Here is a 24,162-nt window from a genome sequence, read left to right on the forward strand (position 1 = left end):
ATGTTAATGGTCATTGCCGCGTTTCTGTGTGGCCTGATTTTTGGCGTGGGTTTGCTGATAAGCGGGATGGCAAATCCTGAGAAGGTGCTTGGCTTTCTGGATCTCTCTCAGCCCTGGGATCCCTCTCTTGCCTTCGTGATGCTCGGGGCGATTGCGGTGGGGATAGTCGGCTTCAGGTTAGCTAAAGGCAAACAAACGTCGTTTTGCGGGGCGCCGATCCGGCTGCCGGAGAATAACACCGTAGACCGCGCGCTGCTGATGGGCGCTGTTCTGTTCGGCCTGGGTTGGGGGCTGGCGGGTATTTGTCCCGGACCGGCGCTGGTCTTACTGGGTACGGGCGCAGGGAAGGGAGTGCTGTTTGTGTTGTCGATGCTGGCCGGAATGTGGTTCGTGAACAAGGTCCGGCCAGCGTAACACCGCGATTCAGGACATTGACTCCGCTTCTGGCAGAACAAGGGAATTGAGGACATGGTCCTGCCAGATCCCGTTTATCTTGAGGTAGGAGTGGGCATAGCCCTCTTTGACAAATCCGAGGCTGGCAAGCGTTTTACTGCTGCGCGCGTTATCAGGAAGATGGTTTGCCATAATCCGGTGAAAGCCGTAATGCATCTGTACATAATCCAGAGAGTCTTTAAGCGCCTCTTGCATGAGTCCTTTCCCCTGATGAGCGTGATCGAGAGAGAAACCGAGATAGCACGCCTGGAAAACCCCAAAGATAAAATTGGTGAAATTAATGCTGCCGATGATGTTATTTTCACCTTTTAACGTGAAAACGATTTGCAGACATTTTCTTGCTTCGTAATCTTTCTGCGCACTCTCAATCCGTTGGGACACGCTATCAAGTGTGAAATAGTCTTCATTACGCAATGGTTCAAAGGGCGCGAAATGTGAGCGATTTTCCAGCAGGAAAAGCTGGAATCTTTCTGCCAGGTCGGGCGTCAGCTGCCAGACATCTGTACGTTGAGTGGAAAATAACTTCATATGTATATCTCATTAACATTGTGGTTACATCTATTGTACTGATTACAAGATTGATTTTCAGCTGACTTCAACCTACTAAAGTTAGACTGGTAACCCTGACCCGATTTGCCCGATCCTGTCAGGTCATTCCTCCCTCATCCAACTGTATAAAGAAAGAGAGCGCTATGAAACTCTATGTATATGAGCATTGCCCGTTCTGTATCCGCGCGAGAATGATCTTTGGTCTTAAAAAGGTGCCCTTCGAGCTGGGCGTAATAATGGAAGGGGATGTCGAAACGCCAACCCGTATGGTGGGCAGAAAGGTCGTGCCGATCCTGCAAAAAGAAGAGGGCGCTTACATGCCGGAAAGCATGGATATCGTCCATTATGTCGATCAGCTTGACGGCAAGCCGGTGATTAAAGGTGAATGCGATCCCCTGATTGAGGCCTGGTGCAAAGAGAACACGCGCACCGTCTTTAACCTGGCGATCCCACGTTTTACGCGGGCAGATTTTCAAGAGTTGTCCACCCCAGCCGCACGCGAAGCCTATACCCAGCGTGAGATAAAAGCGTTTGGCGATCTGGAGGCATTACTGGCCAATAGTCAGGCCTGTATCGATACGCTGGTGGATGAACTGGCTAAAATCGAGCCTTATCTGCGTGCCAGACACCCGATAAGCATCACCGATTTTTACCTTTTCCCGGTGCTGAACTCGCTGACAATTGTGAAAGCGTTCCCGTATCCGGACTACCTGAGCGGCTATCTGGACCACGTTGCGACGTCCTGTAACGTACCGCTGTTTACCGATAAGGCGTTGTAATTGAAGGGGGGCCGCCCCCGAACATATTAAGCAGGTTTACCCAGCGCTTTTTTGGCTGCAACACAAACCGGGAAGTGTTATACTGTATATAATTACAGTATAGGGGGTGCATAATGGCTGTTGAAACAAAATATGTTGTCGTAAGAAAAGGTGAAGAGAAAATGACATTTGCCAGTAAGAAAGAGGCTGACGCTCACGACAAACTGCTCGACCTCGCAGAAGCGTTCACCGACTGGCTGTTGCAAAGTGACATGCAGATGGATGAAACGCAGGCTGAAAATCTGGGGCTCTATCTCGCCGAGCAGAAAGAGGCCGTGCAGCATATTCTGCGTACCAGCAAACTTCCCGATCTTAATGCCGCAACAGCAGCAGAGAAAGCAGCGTCAGATGAAGGTGGCAGTAAAAAAATCAGAGCAGTTAAAGCTGCCTGATCAACACATCATCGCTGAGCCTGTCGCCGCAAGCGGGTAACTGCTTGCGGTTTTTTTTTGTCATATGCCAGGCACAGATGGGTAAATGTGGTGAGGAAGGCAGGAAGCGGGCAGAGCATTAACATAATCGTCATCGCCTGGACCCGTTTCTCGCTTAACTACAGAAGCGGCCAGTTTAAGCGCGGTGCGGTAAGTCGCTCATTATCTCTTGTATTTCATTGAACAGTCTTGCCAGATGGAAACCATCGCAAACGGAATGATGGACCTGAACGGCGAGCGGCAACAAGGTCTTTCCATCCTGTTCGTAGTATTTGCCAAAGGTGAACATGGGCGCGAAAAAGTTCTTCATGTTTGCAACGTTGACATTGAAACTGGTAAACGTTGCCCAGGGAATAGCCGATACGAAAAATATATTGTCCGGTGACTCGCCCTTAGGCCAGTAAGAAAGGTTATTCCCGTAGCGTGCAACGTCCTCAGAATAGGTTTTTTGGAAGTGCGCCATATTGCCATCGTAATAACTCCATATTGATGAGAATGTCTCCGTTTCATTATGGAAAATGGTGTAGCTCGGATAAACTTCCTTCCATATAACCAGTTCATCGTCCTTCATAGCCATACGAAACTCGGTATGCCTGTTTACCACCTCAGAAATGATGGAGATGATAGTAGGGTAAAACTTCCAGCCAACATCTTTAATATGTTTCAGCAGATCGGTGATGTCTAAATTAACAGTCTGGTTAATGGTGCTCTGAGCAAAAGACTGAAATACCGCAAAATGTTCCTTCCTGGCCCAACGAGATAAGTCAACAGGCGTATATTCTGGGATTGTTTTTTTCATTTTTAACCCTTTGATTAGCGATGTAATTCAGCGTTCAGCTAAGATTTTTCCATGATAAACCAGCATATCTCATTATCACTCTGATATGCATCGGTAAAGTGAGGCTGATTGCCAGTTACGTTAAGAAGAGCGGTGGCTGCGACGGTACCTTAAAGAATGCTGCGCAAAGCGCTCCTTTTAAAGCTGTCTTCTGCGCTTCACTGAGTACATCACTTCGTCACTCTTTTTGATCATTTCGTCAAGCGACGAATAGTGGCCCTGATCATTGTGCAGAACGCCAGAAGAGTAATTGATGTTATAGGGTTTACCTGATTTTTCGTTGTAATCGTCCACTCCCCGACGAAGCGCATGCAAAAAAGCTTCCGTAGCACTCCGGGTGGTAATGAGCACGGCGAATTCGTCCCCACCCAGCCGACCGGCAATATCGCCGGGATTGAGGAACTGAAACAACAGTCCTGAGAAGACTTTCAGAACCTCATCGCCTTCAGCATGCCCCCAAAGATCATTGATAGGTTTGAATTTATCCAGATCAAAAAAGATAAGACTGAACGGTGTATTACGCTCAGTGAGGGCGCGGAACCGTTTTTCTCCTGTCCGGTAAAAACCCCGCCGATTCGCTATTCCGGTCAGACTGTCGGTCATCGCCATGCCGATGACCTGAAATTCATCCTCAACAATGAAAGCCAGATCCTTGAGTGAAGCAATATCCTCGTCGTTAAAGCTGCGAAGGATGGTATGAATGAGGCAAAGCGTACCTGCCACTTCTCCGTCAGGGAGATGCACCGGATAGCCAGCGTAAAATCTGATGTAAGGTTCACCGGTGACCAGGGGATTATCATGAAAACGCTCATCAACAGATGCATCGTTAACGATAAAAGCGCCATCCTGCAAAATGGCATGCCCACAGAATGAGATATTACGTGGCGTTTCCCGGACACCGAGACCCTCGCATGCAATCAACCATTGTCGCTCGCGATCCAGCAGGCTTATCAGGACCACAGGTACCTGAAAGATTCGCCTGGCAAGCCGGGTAAGACGATCAAAACGCTCATCGTCTCTGGTATCAAGCAGGTCTGCGAGATAAAGCGACTTTAGTCTTTCTTCTTCATTTTCCGGTATGCCGGGGAATTTCATAGAACCTCAATCTCGCTATACTCCGCGGGACATGCGTTTACGCAGCTCTATCGCCCAATGCTCGATAAGCTGGGATTAACCTATCCCCAGTACCTGGTGATGATCACGTTGTGGAATCAGGATGGACGCACAGTGAAGGAGCTGGGTGGAATACTCTTCCTTGAGTCCAGCACGCTCACGCCTTTACTTAAGCGGCTGGAGAGCGCGGGGTTGATCACCCGGACACGCAATCCGAAGGATGAACGTGAAGTGCTTATTCATCTGACAGAGAAGGGGGATACACTGAAAATTGAGGCCAGCAATATCACGCGCTGTATTGTGGATACCCTTGGAATGGATGCGGATGCAGTTGCTGACATTAAATCATCAGTCGATAAGATCCGCGATCGGCTACACCGGGCACAGAGACCGGACAACTGATGATGCGATAAAGGCAATAGGGTCCTGTATAACATGAAGTTGTAGGGGGATATCTTCTGGTATTCATCCGGGGGATAAACCCTGAATAGCGACCGGACCGTTTCTTTGGACAGGTGAACATCGTGCAGTTCTGCGAGTTTTTCACCTGCAAGCGTCGGCCCGAAGTCGGTATAGCGTTCTCGGATAATATTGAGTGCGTACCGGGCAAGACCATCAGGCGTTAGCCATACCTGGTGGGCCAGTTTCACGGTAACGCGACAGAAGGCATCTGCACTGACGATCGGAGATACCCAGGCGCTGCGCGACCATCTGAGTGGTCAAACGCCGGTCGACAAAATCCAAAACGAAAAACACAGCTGAATGTGCCATCATCGGAATCCATCGATGCTGAATCTTACTGTGATGAACTCTGCCCAGACCGGACATTATAATTTTGCTATCACCATGTTAGTGCGCATAATGTATATTATGTTAAATTCGATCTGTGGCAGCAACGCAGACGTACCGGGCCTCGTATTACGCGCCCAGCTTTATCCCCTCGCCTCAACTTCTCATTCATCACCGTACACTCCGACACACCTCAAGCACTTTTTCTCTTAGCCATCGATGACCGGGATCTTTTTCCATTCTCGGATGCCACATCTGCGACACCGTGATGGCACGGGTCTTGAACGGCAGTTCGAATACATGCAGTTGCTCTGTCATCTGCGGGTTTTGCAAATACAACGCCGGAACCATGGCGATAAGATCCGATGCCAGCGCCACGGACAACGCCGTCGGAAAGCCAGGCACCACGCTTGCCACCTTACGCGACAAACCTGACTCCGCCAGTGCATCATCTACAAACCCATGTAATGATCCATTGGGTGCGGCCACCACATGGCCCCAGGCGACATAATCCCTCATGCTGATTTCCGGTAACGATGCCAGCGGATGCGTCTTCCGCACGGCGCCGACAAACCGGTCCTGAAAAAGTCGCTGCAGGCGAATTTCCGGCCCCATATTGCCCTGGACGCCAATCTCCAGATCGACCAGACCCTCGCGCAGATAGCGCGACGTTTTTTCAGGCTTGGGCGCAAAACGGAGACAGACATCCGGGGCGGCCTCCGCCACCGCGGCAATCAGCGCCGGGCCAAACGCGACGACAAATCCATCGTTGGCCCGGATAGTGAACAGGCGCGCCAGACTTTCCAGCCTGAGCGTCTCCATTGACGGCTGCAACACTGCCCTCGCCTCCTGCACCGCATTTCTGGCGCGATCCCGGGAGGCTTCTGCCCAGGGGGTCAGCACCATATTTCGTCCAGCCCGCACCAGAATCGGATCGCCTGTCACCTCGCGCAGCCTGTTGAGCGTGCGGCTCATGGCAGATGCACTCAGGTTTAAGCGCCGTGCAGCACCGGCCACGCTCGCTTCTGCCAGCAGAATGTCGAGGGCGACCAACAGGTTAAAATCGGGATCGGACATAATAAACCTCAGATAAGGCGTTCGGTGCAATGATTAAGTGTAAACCATGCGTCTTCCGCCTTATATACCTCGTGCTTATAGTTTCGTCATTAAAACCCCCTTAAGGAGTTCAGATGATGACGCTATTTTCAAACCAACCCGGTGATGAGGGGCTGCCTGGCCCGGCGCGCGCCCGGGTGATGATCGCCGTAATGGTGACCACCCTGATGGGGGTGTTTGATGGCACCATGATCAACATTGCCCTGCCCTCTATGGCGCAAGCGATGCAGGTGCCTGCAAGCTACGCGGTCTGGTTCGCCAACGGTTATCTGCTCTCTGCGGCAATGACGTTGATGATTTTCGCCTCCCTCGCGACGATCTATGGCACTCGCCCCATTTTTCTGTCAGGGCTCGCCACCTTTACGCTGACCTCACTGGGCTGCGCACTGGCAACTACCCCAGAAATGCTTGTGGCAATGCGTATTATGCAGGGGATCGGCGGCGCGGCGACGTTAAGTATTGCTCCGGCGATCCTGCGCGGCGTTTTCCCGGGACGACTGCTTGGCCGCGTGCTGGGTCTGCATGCCCTGCTTATAGCATCCAGCACCGCCATTGGCCCGGTGCTGGGCGGCACGATACTGGATACCCTGAGCTGGCAATGGTTGTTTGCCATTAACATACTTCCGGGAACCTTAGCCCTGTTGCTGGCTTTCAGGGCGCTACCCGGAAAAACAACGTCCGGCAAAACTGCGTTTGACCTTCCTGGCGCGCTGCTGTCAGCGACCCTTTTGGGGGCAATGATTATGGCGGCGAACAGCCTTCACCAGGTGGCGGTCTGCTGGGGACTCCTCGCCCTGTTCAGTACGATGCTGTTTATCGGGCATATCCGCCGCGCCAGGGCGCCCATACTGCCGCCCGTTATATTCAAGAACGGACGTTTCACCCTCGCGGCATTAACGTCACTGGCCTCTTTTGTCAGCCAGGGGATCACCTTTGTTGCGTTGCCTTTTCTGTTTCAGAGCGTATATGGCTACAGCCCCGTTGTATCCGCGCTGCTGTTCGTGCCCTGGCCGATAGGTATTGTGCTGATCGCGCCCCACGCCGGCCGCTGGGTAGACACGGTTTCTGCGCCGCTGATCTCGACTCTTGGGCTGGCCATCTTTGTTGTGGGGTTGATTCTGCTGGCGATGCTGCCCGCCTCGCCTTCCGTATGGGATATCGGCCTGCGTAGCCTGGTTTGCGGCATCGGATTTGGATGTTTTCAAAGTCCTAACAACCGGGAAATGTTGTCGAATGTTGCTCGCGAACAGGCAAGCTATGCATCCGGGGTATTATCCATTGCCCGAACTTTCGGGCAGTGCCTGGGCGCCGCTGTTGTAGGTATCCTGCTGACCCTCATCTCGCCGGTAACCGGCCAGACGTTAAATGAACGGGCTGTCCATTTCGCTCTGTGGGTCGCAGTTGCTGCTTCTGTCGCTTCAGTGTTGTTTAGCCTCAGCCGACTGCGCAGAACGCATGCGTTTTCGTTGGGAGGAAGCAATCGTTAATCTTCTCAACTAGACTTCTTAGCGGCTGTACGTCTTTAACTGCGGACGCAGCCCACTTCACTCAGGTTCTTTTATTCCCCGAGAGGTCTATCATGTCATTTGTTACCACCAACGATGATGTCAGTATCTTCTATAAAGATTGGGGTCCTAAAGATGCACAGCCCATTTTCTTCCACCACGGCTGGCCATTAAGCGCTGACGACTGGGATAACCAGCTGTTGTTCTTTTTAGCTGAAGGTTTCCGCGTTATTGCCTCCGACCGTCGTGGTCATGGCCGCTCAAGTCAGGTCAGCGATGGACACGATATGGATCACTACGCCGCCGATGTGTCTGCCGTTGTGGAACATCTGGATCTGCGTAACGTTGTCCATGTTGGTCACTCCACCGGCGGCGGACAGGTTGCGCGCTATGTGGCGAAATACGGTCAACCGCAGGGGCGCGTGGCGAAAGCGGTATTAATCAGCGCCGTACCGCCATTAATGGTGAAAACGCCGGAAAATCCAGGCGGTACACCATTGGAGGTTTTTGATGGATTCCGTAAAGCGCTGGCCGCAAACCGGGCGCAATTTTATCTCGACGTGGCGACGGGCCCCTTCTACGGCTTCAACCGAACGGGGGCTGAAATATCTCAGGGAACTATTCAGAACTGGTGGCGGCAAGGGATGATTGGCAGTGCGAAAGCGCACTATGAAGGCATTAAAGCCTTTTCCGAGACGGACCAGACCGACGATCTGAAAGCGATTACCGTGCCGGTGCTTATTTTGCAGGGTGATGACGATCAGGTGGTGCCTTATAAGAATGCCAGCCTGCTTCAGGATGAACTTATCAGCAATAGCACGCTGATAGTTTATCCAGGCTATCCTCACGGGATGCACACCACGCACCCTGATACGATCAACAAAGACTTACTCGATTTTATCCGCAGCTAAGTCAATGATTCGGGTGGCCTTCGCCACCCGTTTTACTTCCGCGCCCCTTATAAGGAGGCTTTCAACCGTGCGACCGCCTCTTGCAGATTTTCATCCGTGACGCTGACGTAGGACATGCGCAGCGTGTTGTGATCCGGCTCGTTACAGTAGAAGAACTCCCCTGGCACGTAGACCACGCCGTTGTTGAGGGTCTTTTTCAGCCACTCGGTAGTATTCATCTCATATTTGAATTTCGCCCACAGGAACATGCCGCCCATCGGTTTGTGGAACGTCAGGTGATCGCCCATTTCGCGCTCCACCGCCTGGCAGAGGATCTCGCATTTGTGTTTATAGGCGTCACGGATCAGCGCGATTTGTCCCGCCAGGCGCCCCGTGGTGAGATAGTGATAAGTGAGCGACTGCGACAATGTGCTGGTGTGTAAATCGGTGGCTTGCTTGAGGATCACCACCTGACGCTTCACCCAGTCCGGCAGCACTAACCAGCCTACCCTTGCCCCTGGCGCGAGGATTTTTGAAAAGGTCGAGGTGTAAATCACGTTATCGCTGCACCCCATCTCTGCCGCCCAGGCTTTTAATGGCGTGAAGGTGTTGTCGGTAAAATTGATTTCGCCGTAGGGATCGTCTTCGATAATCACAAAATCGTAGCGCTGCGCTAATTCCACCAACTGCCTGCGGCGCTGCTCTGTCAACGTAACCCCGCCTGGGTTGCCAAACGTCGGTACGATGTAGACCGCTTTGATCGGCGTAGTCTTAACCAGCGCTTCGAGCTCATCAACGATCATCCCTTCGCCGTCGGTACCCACCGACAACAGGTTAGCCTCTGCGAGCTGCAGAACCTGCAGGGCCGCGAGATAGGTTGGACGTTCAACGACAACAATGTCGCCCGGATTGATCAGCGCGCGCGCCAGAATATCCAGTGACTGCTGGGAACCGGATGTGACGACCACCTCGTCGATACCGCAGCGGATCCCCCTGCCGCACAGCAGCTGGCAGATTTCGCCGCGCAGCTCCGGGCTACCTTCGCTCAGACCGTACTGAAAAGCATCCTTCCAGGTGCTGGAGAGCACCTTTTCCATTGCCATTTCCAGCCCTTCGCGATCGAAAAGATCCGGATTGGGAATGCCCCCGCCGAGTGAAATCACCCCTTCCATCTTGCTGTGTTTTAATAGTTCTCTGATCGCCGATGACTGGAGGTTTTGTACTTTGTGGGCAATTTTGTTCTGCGACATCTCTCGTTATCCTGGTTTGTTGTCTCCCAATCTAAGTATCACATGTCGGCGGCTTTGATAATCACTTTCTGTGGTAGAAAAGCGAGGAATAACAATTGCAGAAGCCGGAGCACGACGGCTCCGGCAGTAAGGTTCAGAACTCGATACGGGCGCCGAAGTTATAGCGGCGGCCTTCCAGCATCGAAGACTGGTTGTACGAGGTGCGGTAAATCGGGTTTGCGTCAAACAGGTTATAGATGCCGGTCATTAACGTAACGTTCTTGTTCAGATGGTAACGTGCCCCTAAATCAACCAGCGCGTAGGCTTCTGTTTCGCTGGATTTACCGATGTCCGGTGAGGTGCTGCGCCAGCTCGCTTTGGTCCATAACTCCAGGTCGTTTAGCGCCTGCCATGTCAGAGAGACGTTAGCCATGCTTTCCGGAAAGTCGCTCAGGGCGTAACCCTTATACTCGCCGCTCTGTTGTTCGCTGTGAGTCCAGGTATAGTTGGCATTGGCTCTCAACGATGAGGTGACCTGCCAGTCGCCGTTCAGCTCCACACCGTAGATTTCGGCATCGCTGACGTTGAAATACTGGAAGACAGAGTCAGCGACGTAACCATTATACCTGCACTGCTGCGAGGCCGACGTGGTGCAAATGACCCGGTCGCTGATTTTGTCCTTGAATTTGGTGTAGAAGACGGTCGCGTCCAGCGCCAGCGCATCCTGCTGCCAGTAGACGCCAAGCTCGGTGTTGACGCTCTCTTCCGGTTTGAGATCGTCATTACCGATGCCTATTTCCGAATAAGGATAAGCCCCATACACGCTGGTAAAGCCGGCATTATTCTGGCGCAGATCCGGTTTTTTATAGCCCGCAGACACACCGCCCTTCAGCGCCCAGTTTTCATCAAGGGTCCAGTTGCCGTAGAGCTTAGGCGTGACGTGATAACCAAAGTAGCTGTCGTGATCCAGACGCGCCGAGGTCGTTAAGGTGAAATCCGGGACGATCATCCACGCATCTTCGGCGAATACCGCCCAGCCGTTGCGCGATATTTCGCTCACCGGCGTTACGCCCGGCGCCTCTTTATCTTTAATGCCGAACTCATCATCCAGCTCATTGCGGGTAAAGTTGATGCCCAGCGTCAGCTTGTGGTCGCCGAGGGTAAAGGTGTTGGCGCTGTTCGCCTCGTAGTTTTTCTGGGTAATAAACTGTGATGCCATTCCCGGCACGCGGTACTCGGTTTTCGCTTTCTCGTAGCTGACGAAGTTCTTCACCTCCAGTATGTCGCCATACCAGGCGTGCTGCGACAGCGAAGCCGCGTCGCGGTCGAAGCCCCAGTACCACTGTTTATCGTTATGCGTTTTCTCCTGATTCCCTTTCGTAGCGTTCAGATCCCAGAGCTGGGTCTCCGTTGGCGACAGGGCGATCGTCGCGTCCAGGTTGCCGGACTGATGCTTCACAAAACGCTCGTCGTTGACGCTGTCATCGTCGCGACGGTCGAGATAATCCGCGGCCACGCTCACCCCCAGTTTACCGGGGATCACCGGGCCCATCACAAAGGCATTGGTCTGGTTGGTGTTACCGTACTCGCTCTTCTCCTGCAGGAAGTAGTTATCCTCCAGGACGCCGGTCCACTTCTCCAGGTTGTACGCTTTTTTAGTGATGACGTTGACCACGCCGCCGATGGCGTCAGAACCATACAGGGATGACATCGGCCCGCGGATCACTTCGATGCGCTCGATGGCGGCCAGCGGTGGCATAAAGGCGGCCTCGGTACCGATATGGTGCCCGTACGGGCGGGATTCGCGGGTGGCCTGTTTGATGCCGTTCACCATGTAGGAGGTATAGGTGGAGTCCATCCCGCGCATCTGGACATCGCCAGTCGCCAGGCTGCCGTGGCCGTTACCCACCAGGAGACCCGGCATCTCGCGCAGGGCTTCGGTGACGTTCTGGTTAGAGCGGGTGTTCAGCTCCTTTTCATTCACCACCGAGATGGTTGCTGGTGCCTCGCGACGCTCCTGGCTGAAGCCGGTCGCGGTCACGACCAGCTCATCTTCGTTGACGGCGGTGGATTCCGCGGCGAAAACGGCCGCAGGAAGATTTGCCAGGGCGAGCGAAACCGCCACGGCCATGCGTGTCTGCTTTATCACAACAGGATCCTTAGAGCTGGGTTAAATCAATCTTGAGCACGTAGTCAGCTTTGTGAGCTTTCTCATCCTGCTTGACGCTGGCATAGAGCGTGCTGGCATCGGCAGACAGCACCAGGCTGTTTGGCATCGCCGTGGTTTTAATGGTGTGTTTCAGATCATAAGTGGTCGCATCGATCACGCTAATCTGGCGATCGTTACGATGGGTGACATAGACCTCTTCCCGCGCCGGGTTATACAGCACGCCAACGGAATTAGGGGTCGGTACACGATGAAGCAGCTTGCCGGTGTCCAACTGCACAACCAGCAGATCTTTGGTGTTGGTGTCGGCGATATACCCCATCCCTTTGCCACTGTTTAGCGCGATATTCAGGAAATAGTGCTCCGGATCGGCAGGATCGACCTTCACGCGGCTGAGCAGCCTGGATGTTTTTGCATCCAGCGCGATCAGTTCCCCGACGCCAGACACGACATACACCTTGTCGCCCGCTTCATCTACTGCAAACCCGACCGGCTCAAGTTTTTCAAGGGTTTGGGCCAGGGCCTGCTTCTGGGTATCCACAACCCAGAGTAATCCTTTATCCTTACGCCCTATCCCGGAGACATAAAGACGCTGATGCTTCTTATCCAGCACCACTTCACGCAGGTGCACGCGATTTTCTGGATCTGACGTGTCGCTCAGCTGAATTGTTTTAATGGCTTTATCAGTACGGGTATCGAGCAGCGTGACCGACCCTTCCAGCGAATTACCCAGATAAAGGCGATGATTTTCTTCGTCCAGCGCGACGGCGAATGTGCGACGTTCCGTGGGGATCTTCGCTTCAATTTGCAGCGTCTGCGCCGCCAGCTTAAAGACCAGTCCGTCCGATTTGTCTTTATCAAAGGAAGGCGCTGACGCGGCATAAAGGGCCTGCTGGCCCTTATCGTAGGCCAGCTCGTACACGCCGTGCCCAAGTGGCTGGGTGACGAAATCTTTCTCGGTAAAGGTTTTAGCGAGTACAACGCCAGAGTGCGTTGCCAGGGAAATGGCGACGGCACACAGAGTTTGCTGTATTAGGGCAGAGGGAATATGCATGTCATTTTTCTTTACAGTTGCTTACGTAAAGACAAATGATAATGAAAATAAATATCATTAACAATTGCAAATGGGGTTTGCTACCCTACCAATTTTTGTACCGATTTAATCAAAGCGGCTTATTCTCGCCGCCTGGCTTACCAGACCGCGGAAAATCGCCTCGCTTATCTGTTCCGGAAAATCCGCTGGCAATTCCGCCCTGACGGTGGCGATCGCCTCATCCGTGCGGTCGGCCATCTCTTTCATCAGCCTCCGGGCGATCTCCTGCGAAAAGCCTGCGTGCGCAGCGGTACTGATAAAGTGACGCGGCTGGATCATCGCGAAATGGTACTGGCGGTTTTTGCCCTGTAATGCCATGGCCATCTTCGCTTTTTTGGCCGGGATACTCCCTGCCTCAAACAGCGGAAAGGCCGAAATCACATCGTATAACGGGGCCATGCGAAACGAAGAGTCCGCTTCGATAAACAGGCTGAAATTCTTACCGTGACCATCAATCGCGGCCAGCATCCAGAACAGGATCTGCGCTTTGAAGAACATCTCCCGATCCTGCGCTGCCAGGCGGGAACCGAGCAGCAGTTTCATGGCATCGGCGATGCCCGGCCCGCCGTGGGACTCATACTTCAGTGCCGGAGCGATGCCCAGCGCCTGACAAAAATCTTCCTGCGGCAGGCGCATCAGCCACCCGCTGCGGGCCCAACGGCGATCGAAGCGTTCAATAATCAGCACTTTTTTGCGACTAAAGGTGGCCATTTCGGCATGCGCTACCGGAAATCCAAAGGCTTTTGCGATCCGTAAGCAGAGCCACTCGTTTTCACAGCTCTCGCTGAGATCGATATTGTTCTGCTCTATTCTGCCGATCGGCAATTTGAATATATGGCTGGTTGGTGTACTACCCTGAGGCCGCTGCCAGCGATCCTGATACCATAGCAACGCCGTTTTCTCCTGCGCCCCGGCCAGCGAAATGCGAAAATCAGCCCCCTCTTCGCTCATCCCTAACGGGGCCATCTGGTAACCCTCCAGCAAGGAAGCAATCTGCTCGTCATCCAGCGGTTCGGCGACGATATCCATCACCGATGGGATCTCCAGCCCCGGTGGATAGAGCTGAATGGCACCCACGCAGTCTCGTCCGACACTGGCGAGCAGATCAAAGGGATGTGCCGTCTCAACCTGAAAACGGGCCTGCATGCGGGCGATTATCGCCTCTGAGTCTGGCAACAGGTTGCTGAAAAAATTGAAGACCTGCTTTCCGCGGATCCTCCCGTGCTGGAGCGGCAAAGAGAGCGAAATGGCACGTGCGCCAGGCTCTGCCAGCCACTCGGGCGCATACTGAAATGACATCGCGCCGCTGCCATCACGATGCAGCGTACCCACCACTTCGCCATTCATGGCAACAGTCAGACGTTGAGCGCGCATCGTTTACCACTCCTTTGTCCAGTTGGCATGATCGGGCAGCGTCGAGCCTCTTTTCACCACATGAAGTTCCAGATCCAGCGCTGAGAGAATTTTGAACAGGGTTTCCAGCTTGGTGGATTCAGGTTTGTTCTCGAAATCCGATACCGTGGTTTGTTTAATGCCAACCTGTTCAGCGGTCTCCGATTGCGTTAACTTATTGACCTTACGCTGATCTTTGACAGCCTGCGCCAGTGCGCCTGCCGAGGTCACTTTCATGCTTACCCCCTATAGCGGATATTCAAGGAAAATCCCCTACAGGGGATAAAACAAGAATAACCCCTCTGGCGGTTAAATTCAATTTACTCCCTTTAGGGGATAAAAAAGGGACGGCTACCTCTTTTTTCTGATAAGCGATGATTCAGGGCACAATGTTTAGGTTTGTTTAAAAGTAAAGGCACATTGTATGTTGTAACTATTTAGATCTGTTTACAATATACCCTAGGAGAGGAAACTAATACTCCATTATTTATATTCCCGCAGCGAGAAGCTATCGGAATTAAATATCCGAATCACTAATTAACAGGCCAAGGACGCTAAGACAAAAGTGCCAGAAAACAACAGAGATCATGAAGAGAGTAATCCAGCAAACTAACGAAACGGGCAAGGCTTATTTAAAGGCCCGGTTAAGCATTATTTTCGTTTAACCGAAACGAATCCCATAAAAAAAGCGCCACCAGCAGACAATGATTTTGTTCATCTTTTTAACTGCCGAAGCCGGACATTGCTGAAAAACGCCGCGTAGCGCCGGAAACTCAGGCTATCATTGATGAATAAGACAGTGATTTTTTCTCATTGAAGACCAGGATGTCAAAATATAACGGGTGAACTCCGGGGTATTCCTGTTGCCCTGTTCCGCTGCTTACAAAATATGTAGGGAGGATGGTTATGGTTGAATGTTATACAAAAAATAATACTCGCTATTTTCTAAAAATTCATTTTCTGCCATAGATGTGGGTAATTAAAAAAAGGCCAATGAATTTAAACGCGCTGGCCAGGTATATTTAAAAAGGCCCATGAGGGAGCAATGTATATGGCGATATTCAGGTCATTCTGGCAGGCAGGATTCGAAGGCGCTGATTTTATCACCCGGGCGGGTCATCCCCTTTCAATGGATAACGCAACGGCGCATGACGTACGGCATGCCGAGGATTACCGCGCGCTTAAGCCCTTCAACATGCACACGATAAGAGAGAGCGTCGGCTGGCGACTTGTTGATAAATCAGGTGGTTACGACTTTACTAACGTCGCAAAAAAAATGATGTCGGCAAAAGAGAGCGGTATCCAGATTTGCTGGACAATCTGTCATTACGGCTTTCCCCCTCATCTCGATTTTTTCTCAACAGAGTTTGTCTCTCGCTTCGCCCACTTGTGTGGCTCGCTGGCGGCGTTTTTGCGCCCCTGGTATGAGGAGCCGCCGGTCTACTCACCCGTCAACGAAATCTCATTCACAGCCTGGGGCATTGCGGAAGGATTGTTTCCTACCTCCCCTCCAGGCGTGGGCGAAAGCGAGCGGGTCAAGCGGCAACTCGTTCGTGCCGCCATAGCCGCCTGCGACGCCATTCTGGCGGCCGATCCCAGAGCGCGAATTTTACATTGCGACCCGTTAATCCATCTGATTTCACCGGATGACGATCCTGCAAATATTGAGCAAACCGAAGCGTTTCGTACCGCGCAGTTTCAGGCGTGGGACATGCTGACGGGCAGGCATGAGCCTGAGCTGGGTGGCCATCCGCGCTATCTGGATCTGCTGGGCGCCAATTACTACCACGACAATCAATGGATGATGGGCAACAACCAGCGCCTGCCGTGGCATCTGGGTGACGGTCGGCGACGGCGATTGCACGGAATGTTGCAGGAGACCTGGGAGCGTTATCGCCGCCCTATTCTGCTTGCCGAAACCAGCCATGTAGGTAGCGGGCGCGGCGCCTGGATTAACGATGTCGTCTCAGAGGTGGCTCAGGCGCAGCTGGCCGGCGTAGAGGTTGCGGGCATTTGCCTTTACCCGATTATCGACCGCCCCGACTGGGAGAATAACGCAAACTGGCATCACTCTGGCTTATGGGATGTGAGGCCCGACAAAGAGCGAGAGCTGAATGCCGTTTACGCCCGGGCTCTTAAACATGTCCAGACCCGGCTGGAACACTTTCACCAACTAACTGGCGTCACTACCTGCACCAGCACAGAGGTATCAGGCATGAAAAAAATCTATGTTTTTAGTCATCTGCGCTGGGATTTTGTTTTTCAGCGCCCGCAGCATCTGATGACACGGCTTGCTCAGCACTATCAGATCGTCTTTATCGAAGAGCCGCTGCATTCCGTTGGAAAACCAGAGCTGAAGATTTCCCAACCCGCGCCGAATGTGACGGTCATTCAGCCGCAGACACCGTCAACAGAGCCGGGTTTCCATGATGGACAGATCGCCTGGCTGGAAACACTGCTGGCGGAGATACGCGAAGAGGATGAAACCCCGGTCGTCTGGTTCTACACGCCGATGGCCCTCCCTCTGCTGAAGGTCTTTGCCCCCGCCGTTGTGGTGTATGACTGCATGGATGAACTGGCCGCCTTTGAAAAAGCGCCCCGCCAGCTGTTGCAACGTGAGTCAGCCCTGCTGACGCGGGCGGATATTGTCTTTACCGGCGGGCCAAGCCTGTATGCGGCAAGAAAAGGACGCCACCCGAACATTCACTGCTTTGCCAGTAGCGTGGATGCGGTGCATTTTGAACAAGCGCTGGATCGGGCCAATCACCATCCTCTGCAGGACACTATTCCGCACCCGCGCCTGGGCTATTACGGCGTAATTGATGAACGTATGGATTTGTCGCTGATCGCCGCCCTTGCCGATGCGCACCCGGAGTGGCAAATCGTGATGGTTGGTCCGGTGGTGAAAATAGACCCGTCAACCCTGCCGCAACGAAGCAATATCCATTACCCTGGCATGCAGCCTTATCAGGCCCTGCCCCATTTCCTTGCCGGGTGGGACGTCTGCCTGATGCCGTTTGCGCTGAATGAATCCACCCGCTTTATCAGTCCGACGAAAGTGCTGGAATACATGGCCGCGCAGCTTCCTGTGGTGAGTACCGCCATCGCTGATGTTGAAAAACCCTATGGCCACATTGTGGCGGTCGCCAGGGATCATGCCGCCTTTGTGGCCGCCTGCGAAGAGGCGCTGGCATTGTCTGAGGAAGAACGCGCTTCGCAGCGGCAGATCATGCAAAACATCGTCGCCAGCACCTCCTGGGACACAACCGTGCAAAAAATGCATGAGCTGATTGGGCAGGCGCTCTCTCGTCATCAGGCGCAGGAGACGGCGACAACGGATGCCGGAGGCGAGGATGTCTCACCTCAGGCAGTTTTACGCCTCATCCCCCCTGCCAGAACGGGTTCAGAAGTAGAGCCATGCTTAATTCTGGGTGCCGGGCCAACCGGCCTGAGCGCGGCCTATCATTTTGGCGAAGGGGCAACCTTACTGGAGCGTAATGAGACGGTGGGAGGCTTGTGCCGCTCGGTTCAGGACAAGGGATTTACCTTCGATTATGCGGGACACATTATGTTTTCCGCCGATGAAGAGGTGCTGGCGTTATACAACATCTTACTGGGTGACAATATTCACTGGCAGATCCGCGAAGCCTGGGTCTATACCGACGGCGTCTATACCCGCTATCCCTTCCAGGGATCGCTTTACGGCTTGCCGGCCCCGGTGATCAAGGAGTGTATCCTGGGGGCCATCGAGGCGCGTTACGGTACCGGGTCAGAGGTGAAAAGCATGGCCTCGACCTGTGGCAATAATGCCGAGACGCATCGCCGTCATCATCATGACTGCTGCGCCGATGGCGCGGTGCCGGACTACACCAGCACAGGCCAGAACCTACCGCCGGAAGGCAGTTTTGAAGCCTTCATCTATGAAACATGGGGCAAAGGGATCGCCCGTCATTTTGCCATTCCCTACAATAAAAAATTATGGACGGTGCCACTCTCAGAGATGGAGACCTCATGGCTGGGCGGACGCGTCCCCTTGCCCGATCTGGACCAGATCATCGAAGGTGCGCTGGGCGAAACGGCGAAGCCTATGGGACCCAACGCGCGTTTCGGCTACCCCCTGAAAGGCGGTTTTCAGGCGCTTATGTCCGGCTTTGTGCCGCACATAAAGGGCCGCATTGAGACCGGCGCCGAGGTCAGTAAAATCTACGTTAATCAGCATATTGTCGTGCTCTCTGACGGCAGGCAGTACCGCTATGAGCAGATGATCAGCACGCTGGTGCTGCCGGAGCTTATCCGCCTGATGGGCGACGAAGTACCGCCAGAAATTCGTAAAGCCGCAAAAGCCCTGCGCCATGTCTCCGTCCGCTGCGTCAATCTGGGCGTTAATCGTGACACCCTGACGGATAAACACTGGATCTACTACGCTGGCAAAACCGTATTCCACCGTATTTTCGTGCAGGGCAACGCCAGCCCGTTCTGCAGTCCGCCGGGTGCGTGCGGCCTCACCTGTGAGATAAGCTACTCCCCGGACAAACCACTGCCCGCTGACGGCCAGGCGCTGATCGACAGATGTATTCAGGAGTGCATCGAGGTGGGGATCATCTCGGAAACCGATGAGATCCTCACCAGCAACCAAATCGATATTCCTTACGCCTATGTCATCTATGACCAGCAGCGTAAAGAGAACGTTGAGATGATCAGAAAATGGCTGTTGCTGCACGGCATCACGCTGGCCGGACGTTACAGCGAGTGGGAATACTACAATTCGGACCATGCGTTTATCGCCGGAAAGGCGGCGGTTGAGAAAGTTCGCCAGTCTGCGTACCGCCACTCCGTGTCATAGTGGTGACAGTGTCACGCAGCGTAATAAGAGGGCACGAAATGTGCCCTCTTTCCGTTTACTCAGCGGGTAAACCGTTCGCCAGCGTGGAGAAGTAGCGCTGTTTCTGCCACTCCGTACGATTACCGATGACGTACAAGCGTTGTTTCGCCCGGCTGACTGTAACATTGAGCAGATTAGGCCGGCTGGCCGCCCATGATTTGGCGCCGGGCCGCTGAACATTTCCCCCCAGGACAAATATCACAATGCTGGCCTCTTTACCCTGAGTGGTATGCACTGTGCCGGTCTTTTGAGTGTCAAACCCAAGTTCAGACGCCAGCTGGGATAATTTCTGCGCACAATCTTTAAACGGTGAAACCAGGAAAATATTGTCTGGCTTTACGCCATGACTATCCCGCAGGCCCGATAACAACCTTCTGACCGCTTCACCTTCCTCTGCAATCCAGTTACCTTCACATGCCTTGCCTTCGACATCAATCCAGCAACTTTCCGGCAAGGGCAAGGGTACCGCCTTTTTCCCATGAACCATGAGACCGTCATAAGCAACCGCATTACTGACGGTGAACATCGGATCGTCACAGCGGCGATGAACGCGAAGCGGACAGCCAACCCAGACCTGCCCATTATCCGGGTCAGGTAAAAGCGTGCCCAGATCCATCGTGTGATCGGCCAGGATTTGTGCCGACACCATTCCCGGCCACCAGCACGCTGAAACGCCATAATGCTGCGCCAGCGCCCCTTCCACGACTTTAGCGATCCCGCTAACCGGTTCCAGCTGCTTTGGATCGCCTACGACAACCGTTCGGGTTGCACGCCAGATGGCGCCTGCGGCCTGCTGGGGTAACGCCTGACCCGCTTCATCAATAAGCAGCCAGCCAATCGCTTCCCTGCCGATCCGTTTGAACATGCGCGGGACGGAAGCAAAGGTCGTTGAAATAACGGGAACGACAAGCGTGAGGGAATTAAGCGCCAGCTCAGCCTGCTCCTCTGACAAATTCTTGCCTTGTAGCCAGTTGCTCACCAGATTGATGTTGCTGATAAACGGCTCCGGGTGATGCTCAATAAAGGCCCTGTGAACATCCAGTGCGGCCAGGAACAACGCCTGTCGGGCTTTTTGCCACGCGCCGTCCGCCCAGGGCGCGGACTTCTCTCGCACCTCATCACTGGCATGCGGATCGGGCCAGACATCACCCAGTGCCGATTTTGCCTCTTCTGACCGCGCTTGCGTTGAGATAAGCTCCAGGTGCATCTCGCTCAGAGCACGATCAATCTCCTGTAACTGCCGCGTCTGGTCCGTAACGCTCTTCTCTGCCTCCTTCTCTTTGCGTTCGAGGGCATCCCGTTCTGTCTGGTATATCTCCATCTTTGCGCGAAGGTGATCGCTCTCCTGGGTTAAACGATGATAACGCTCCCGCCATTCACGATGGGCGCGTCCCCATGTGGAGATCCAGTCCAGGAAGGTGGGCTTATGGGAACCATGCTGTTCCAGGCGCTTGCCGGCAGCCTCAAGCTGCCCGCTCCATTCTGCATAACTGGCCTGATGCTCGATTTTTTCAACCTGGATCTTCGCCAGCGCCTCCTGAGCCTCTGTCAGTTGGTCTGCCGACAGTGTCCGGGCGTCGCGCTTTTGCAGAATGCGCTGATGAATGTCATCGATCTGTTGATCCAACGTTGCGTAGTCGATCAGCTGCTGACGTATGGCCTCTTCCCGCTCCTGCGCCTGTTTAAAATTCAATTTCGCCTTATCCCAGGAGATGGCCGGTTTTCTTTTCCCGGCTTTTATCAGTCTGAGATGGTAAGCCAGCCCTTCTCCCCGCTGAGGCGTGAACGTATCAGGAGGCAATAACGGCGTATCCTTATTCTCTTCCGGTTTTCTCCACCAGAACACCTTCATAAAACTGTTCCTGTTGCCTTTGTTGCCCAGTCTGGCCGCCAGCAAACCCCAACCCGGCTTACCGATCAGTTCAGAAACCAGATCGGCAAAATAATCACTTTCGCGATGCACGCTTTCCGGCACGGCGTCTGCGCCGGGCAGTTCAAGTGAAATATTTTCCACCGCGCCATTATTTGCGGAGGCAACGACAATCGAAGACCCCTTTATTGCAGGATGCAGAGGATAGTAAGGGTATCTGTCGTCACCAAGGATGAGCATATTTTTGCCCGCGAAGACCTCATCTTCATGGCGAATCAACCTCCCGGCCCGGTGCGTCACCACCGCGGCAACCACATCCCGCAATAAGGTGGTTTTCCCTGTCCCGGGAGGACCATTCACGGCAAAGATACCGGCTTGATCGGCGTGGCGGCGCCAGATCTCGTTAACCGCCAACTGTTGGCTGAAAGCCAGAGGATAAGGCGAAGGCCAGGCGCCCGCAGGCGGTTGCGTGGGAAGCAATCGCTGAAAGGCGAGCCGTAAACCCTCAGGAGAACGTAGATCGATACGCGCTCTGTCAGGTTCAGAGACAGCACGCATATACTCAACGAATCCCGGTCCTGCATCGTTTTGCTGCCAGGCGTGACCAAGATTACGCAGCTCGCTGATATAAAAACTGTTTAATAAACCATCCTGAACGGGATCAACCCTCTTTTCTTTATCTTTGTTATCCGGTGTTGGCTCCTCCCCGGCGGGCTTCGGTGCCTTAACCTGGATACATTTCACAAGACAGACAAACTCAGATTCCAGGGTTGAGTGCGGGAAAAGCGTTTTATCAACCACCAGCGCCCCCAGCTTCTGGATCCAGTCGATATCCGGGCTGTACCCGTTAGCCTCTAAAAGCGAGGCTTCATCGGCTATCCATTGCATAAGACGCAGGGTTAAGGCATCGAAACCGGCGAACCCACTATCAACAAGAGGAAGGGTATCGCCTGGAAGGGGTAAGTCGGAGAAATCCACGGGAACGTTGTTCTCAAGCGCCGCCACGCCATCCTTATGATGCAGGATTTGACCGGCAGCCCATGCGGAGAGCGACAGCATAAATGTCTGATATAGCGGTATGCCCTGCTCATTGAAGCTAATATCAAAAAGCCGACTGTTGACACGTCCCCTCTCTTCAACGACATCATCATGCGCGCCAATCTTCTCTTCCAGTTGCTGAGAAAGCGCCGTGGCATCATAAACACCGCATTGCGCGGTATAGAGCCAGACTTTGTCATCCTTAAGAGGTTTATCGGTGTGTCTGGTATCACGCCAGGGGAGATTGCCACCTTGCGCAACTTTATAGGCTGGCCGGAACAGATCGTCGGGATTATCTTTGTCGAGTTTCTGAGGCGTGAGCGCCTCGACCGCTTTCCAGAACTGAAAAATGTGTTGTGCCTGCATCTGCTGTTGAAATACCTGAGTAGGAGGTGATCGTTCGGCTGTTTGGCGCATTGCTTAGCAGCAAGAGTAAAATACTTACGCGAACAAATAATACCCCTGGTAACAAATGGGTCAACCTTGCAGACAACAGAAGAACGCTATAGTCAACTGAACCCTAACACATTTTTCGCTGAACAATTGAAACCCAGGGGGACAGACAACAGGGTCACAGCATTGACTTCCCTCCGAATAGAACGACAATAAACGTACCCGGCGACATTCGTATAACTGGAGCTTATCATCGCCTGTTCACGTCGTTCTCAGCTTGCCACTCACCTTAAGCGCTCCGGCGCGCTCATCGCCGCGCTTTTACTGGTCAGTTGCAGCTCAACTCCCCCCAAATCTCTGGTGACGCCGCTACCGCCGGTGGCGAAACAGCCCCTGCCCGATAAAACCGCACGCCACGAGCCGGTGCGCGGCGTCTGGCTGGCTACCGTCTCCCGTCTCGACTGGCCGCCCCAGGCGTCAGTGAATGGCCGCAGCGCAGAGTCGCGGAATGCCATGCAGCAGAAGGCCCTGACCGATAAGCTGGATAACCTGAAAAACCTCGGGATCAACACCGTTTTTTTCCAGGTGAAACCGGACGGCACAGCCCTGTGGCCCTCTAAAATATTGCCGTGGTCAGATATGCTGACCGGCAAAATAGGTGAAGATCCCGGGTACGATCCCCTGCAGTTTATGCTGGATGAAGCCCACAAGCGTGGGATGAAAGTGCATGCCTGGTTTAACCCTTACCGCGTCTCGACCAATATCCGCCCGGGTACGGTCGCCGAGTTGAACCAAACCCTGAAGCTGAATCCACCCAGCGTCTTTGTCCTGCATCGGGAGTGGATCCGCACCGCGGGCGATCGCTTTGTCCTCGACCCCGGCATCCCGGAAGTCCGGGACTGGATCACCAGCATTGTGGCGGAAGTGGTGTCGCGCTATCCGGTCGACGGCGTGCAGTTTGATGACTACTTCTATGCCGAGTCCGCAGGCTCGAAGCTGAACGACAGCCAGACCTATCGCCAGTATGGTCAGGGTTTTGACTCAAAAGCCGACTGGCGGCGCAACAATACCCAGCAGCTGATTACCCAGGTGTCGCGGACCATTAAACAGCTAAACCCGAACGTGGAGTTTGGCGTCAGCCCGGCAGGCGTATGGCGTAACCGCTCCCACGATCCGGCCGGGTCCGACACCCGGGGTGCGGCAGCCTATGACGAGTCTTTCGCCGACACCCGCCGCTGGGTGCAGCAGGGTCTGCTGGACTACATCGCTCCCCAGCTCTACTGGCCTTTTGCCCGGGATGCGGCGCGTTATGACGTGCTGGCAAAGTGGTGGGCCGGCGTGGTGAAACCGACCCATACGCGGCTCTATATTGGGGTGGCGCTCTATAAAGTGGGCGAACCCTCGAGCAAAGAGCCCGACTGGACGGTGAAAGGCGGCGTGCCGGAGCTGAAAAAACAGCTCGATTTGAATGAATCCGAGCCAAATATCGACGGCACGATTTTGTTCCGCGAGGACAATCTGAATCAGCCCCAGGCGCAGGATGCGGTGCGGTATTTGCGGACGCGTTGGGGATCGTGATGCAGAGGCGGCTGTCCG

General features: G+C 53.7%; 18 protein-coding genes and 1 pseudogene. 8 read left to right on the plus strand and 11 right to left on the minus strand.

Features of this window, described 5'->3' with window-relative positions; translation table 11 throughout:
* The gene (locus C2U54_RS16310; RefSeq protein WP_103179589.1) at positions 1 to 414 is read left to right on the plus strand and encodes a DUF6691 family protein; all 414 of its coding nucleotides are present in this window, start codon (positions 1 to 3) and stop codon (positions 412 to 414) included.
* A gap of 9 nt (positions 415 to 423) precedes the next feature.
* Here the strand turns inward: C2U54_RS16310 and C2U54_RS16315 are convergent, their stop codons facing one another.
* Positions 424 to 981 carry a GNAT family N-acetyltransferase gene (locus C2U54_RS16315; RefSeq protein ID WP_103179590.1) on the minus strand — a complete coding sequence of 186 codons (558 nt, stop codon included), beginning with the start codon at positions 979 to 981 and terminating at the stop codon, positions 424 to 426.
* Positions 982 to 1,145: 164 nt separating this feature from the next.
* Here C2U54_RS16315 and grxB point away from each other — a divergent pair, with 164 nt between their 5' ends.
* The gene (grxB, locus tag C2U54_RS16320; RefSeq protein ID WP_103179591.1) at positions 1,146 to 1,781 is read left to right on the plus strand and encodes a glutaredoxin 2; all 636 of its coding nucleotides are present in this window, start codon (positions 1,146 to 1,148) and stop codon (positions 1,779 to 1,781) included.
* A gap of 113 nt (positions 1,782 to 1,894) precedes the next feature.
* Positions 1,895 to 2,212: a YebG family protein gene (locus C2U54_RS16325; RefSeq protein WP_103179592.1), complete on the plus strand. Its 318-nt coding sequence runs from the start codon at positions 1,895 to 1,897 to the stop codon at positions 2,210 to 2,212.
* 175 nt (positions 2,213 to 2,387) lie between these two features.
* On the opposite strand, the gene catA is transcribed toward C2U54_RS16325, so the two are convergent.
* Both catA and C2U54_RS16335 read right to left on the minus strand, forming a co-directional pair.
* A complete protein-coding gene (gene catA / locus C2U54_RS16330; protein ID WP_103179593.1) occupies positions 2,388 to 3,050 on the minus strand; it encodes a type A chloramphenicol O-acetyltransferase in 663 nt (220 codons plus the stop codon).
* A 177-nt stretch (positions 3,051 to 3,227) separates the two neighbouring features.
* Positions 3,228 to 4,184: a sensor domain-containing diguanylate cyclase gene (locus C2U54_RS16335; protein WP_103179594.1), complete on the minus strand. Its 957-nt coding sequence runs from the start codon at positions 4,182 to 4,184 to the stop codon at positions 3,228 to 3,230.
* A 57-nt stretch (positions 4,185 to 4,241) separates the two neighbouring features.
* Between C2U54_RS16335 and C2U54_RS16340 the strand changes: the two genes are divergently transcribed.
* Positions 4,242 to 4,604: a MarR family winged helix-turn-helix transcriptional regulator gene (locus tag C2U54_RS16340; RefSeq protein ID WP_103179595.1), complete on the plus strand. Its 363-nt coding sequence runs from the start codon at positions 4,242 to 4,244 to the stop codon at positions 4,602 to 4,604.
* Positions 4,605 to 4,693: 89 nt separating this feature from the next.
* Here C2U54_RS16340 and C2U54_RS16345 read toward each other — a convergent pair.
* Positions 4,694 to 4,976, minus strand: a pseudogene (locus C2U54_RS16345) (helix-turn-helix domain-containing protein); the annotation flags it as partial.
* A gap of 186 nt (positions 4,977 to 5,162) precedes the next feature.
* Positions 5,163 to 6,068: a LysR family transcriptional regulator gene (locus tag C2U54_RS16350; protein ID WP_103179596.1), complete on the minus strand. Its 906-nt coding sequence runs from the start codon at positions 6,066 to 6,068 to the stop codon at positions 5,163 to 5,165.
* Positions 6,069 to 6,184: 116 nt separating this feature from the next.
* On the opposite strand from C2U54_RS16350, the gene C2U54_RS16355 reads away from it, so the two are divergent.
* A complete protein-coding gene (locus C2U54_RS16355; RefSeq protein ID WP_103181081.1) occupies positions 6,185 to 7,594 on the plus strand; it encodes an MFS transporter in 1,410 nt (469 codons plus the stop codon).
* A 92-nt stretch (positions 7,595 to 7,686) separates the two neighbouring features.
* Positions 7,687 to 8,523 carry an alpha/beta fold hydrolase gene (locus tag C2U54_RS16360; protein WP_103179597.1) on the plus strand — a complete coding sequence of 279 codons (837 nt, stop codon included), beginning with the start codon at positions 7,687 to 7,689 and terminating at the stop codon, positions 8,521 to 8,523.
* Between the two features lie 47 nt (positions 8,524 to 8,570).
* Here C2U54_RS16360 and C2U54_RS16365 read toward each other — a convergent pair whose 3' ends face one another.
* From C2U54_RS16365 to C2U54_RS16385, 5 genes are all read right to left on the minus strand, one after another.
* The gene (locus C2U54_RS16365; RefSeq protein WP_103179598.1) at positions 8,571 to 9,752 is read right to left on the minus strand and encodes an aminotransferase-like domain-containing protein; all 1,182 of its coding nucleotides are present in this window, start codon (positions 9,750 to 9,752) and stop codon (positions 8,571 to 8,573) included.
* A gap of 133 nt (positions 9,753 to 9,885) precedes the next feature.
* A complete protein-coding gene (locus C2U54_RS16370; RefSeq protein ID WP_103179599.1) occupies positions 9,886 to 11,880 on the minus strand; it encodes a TonB-dependent receptor domain-containing protein in 1,995 nt (664 codons plus the stop codon).
* Between the two features lie 10 nt (positions 11,881 to 11,890).
* Complete coding sequence (gene yncE, locus C2U54_RS16375; protein ID WP_103179600.1) at positions 11,891 to 12,952, minus strand: 7-bladed beta-propeller protein YncE; 1,062 nt, start codon at positions 12,950 to 12,952, stop codon at positions 11,891 to 11,893.
* A gap of 105 nt (positions 12,953 to 13,057) precedes the next feature.
* The gene (locus C2U54_RS16380) at positions 13,058 to 14,365 is read right to left on the minus strand and encodes a type II toxin-antitoxin system HipA family toxin (protein ID WP_103179601.1); all 1,308 of its coding nucleotides are present in this window, start codon (positions 14,363 to 14,365) and stop codon (positions 13,058 to 13,060) included.
* A 3-nt stretch (positions 14,366 to 14,368) separates the two neighbouring features.
* Positions 14,369 to 14,620, minus strand: a complete 252-nt coding sequence (locus tag C2U54_RS16385; protein ID WP_103179602.1) for a helix-turn-helix domain-containing protein — start codon at positions 14,618 to 14,620, stop codon at positions 14,369 to 14,371.
* 814 nt (positions 14,621 to 15,434) lie between these two features.
* Between C2U54_RS16385 and C2U54_RS16390 the strand changes: the two genes are divergently transcribed.
* Entirely contained in the window at positions 15,435 to 19,226 is a 3,792-nt protein-coding gene (locus C2U54_RS16390) for an NAD(P)-binding protein (protein WP_103181082.1), read from the plus strand.
* A 55-nt stretch (positions 19,227 to 19,281) separates the two neighbouring features.
* On the opposite strand, the gene C2U54_RS16395 is transcribed toward C2U54_RS16390, so the two are convergent.
* Entirely contained in the window at positions 19,282 to 22,539 is a 3,258-nt protein-coding gene (locus tag C2U54_RS16395) for a DEAD/DEAH box helicase (protein ID WP_158251041.1), read from the minus strand.
* 267 nt (positions 22,540 to 22,806) lie between these two features.
* On the opposite strand from C2U54_RS16395, the gene C2U54_RS16400 reads away from it, so the two are divergent.
* Entirely contained in the window at positions 22,807 to 24,144 is a 1,338-nt protein-coding gene (locus tag C2U54_RS16400; RefSeq protein ID WP_103179604.1) for a glycoside hydrolase family 10 protein, read from the plus strand.
* Positions 24,145 to 24,162: the final 18 nt, after the last annotated feature.

The organism is Leclercia sp. LSNIH1, assembly GCF_002902985.1.
In the GTDB taxonomy this organism is placed as follows: Bacteria; Pseudomonadota; Gammaproteobacteria; order Enterobacterales; family Enterobacteriaceae; genus Enterobacter.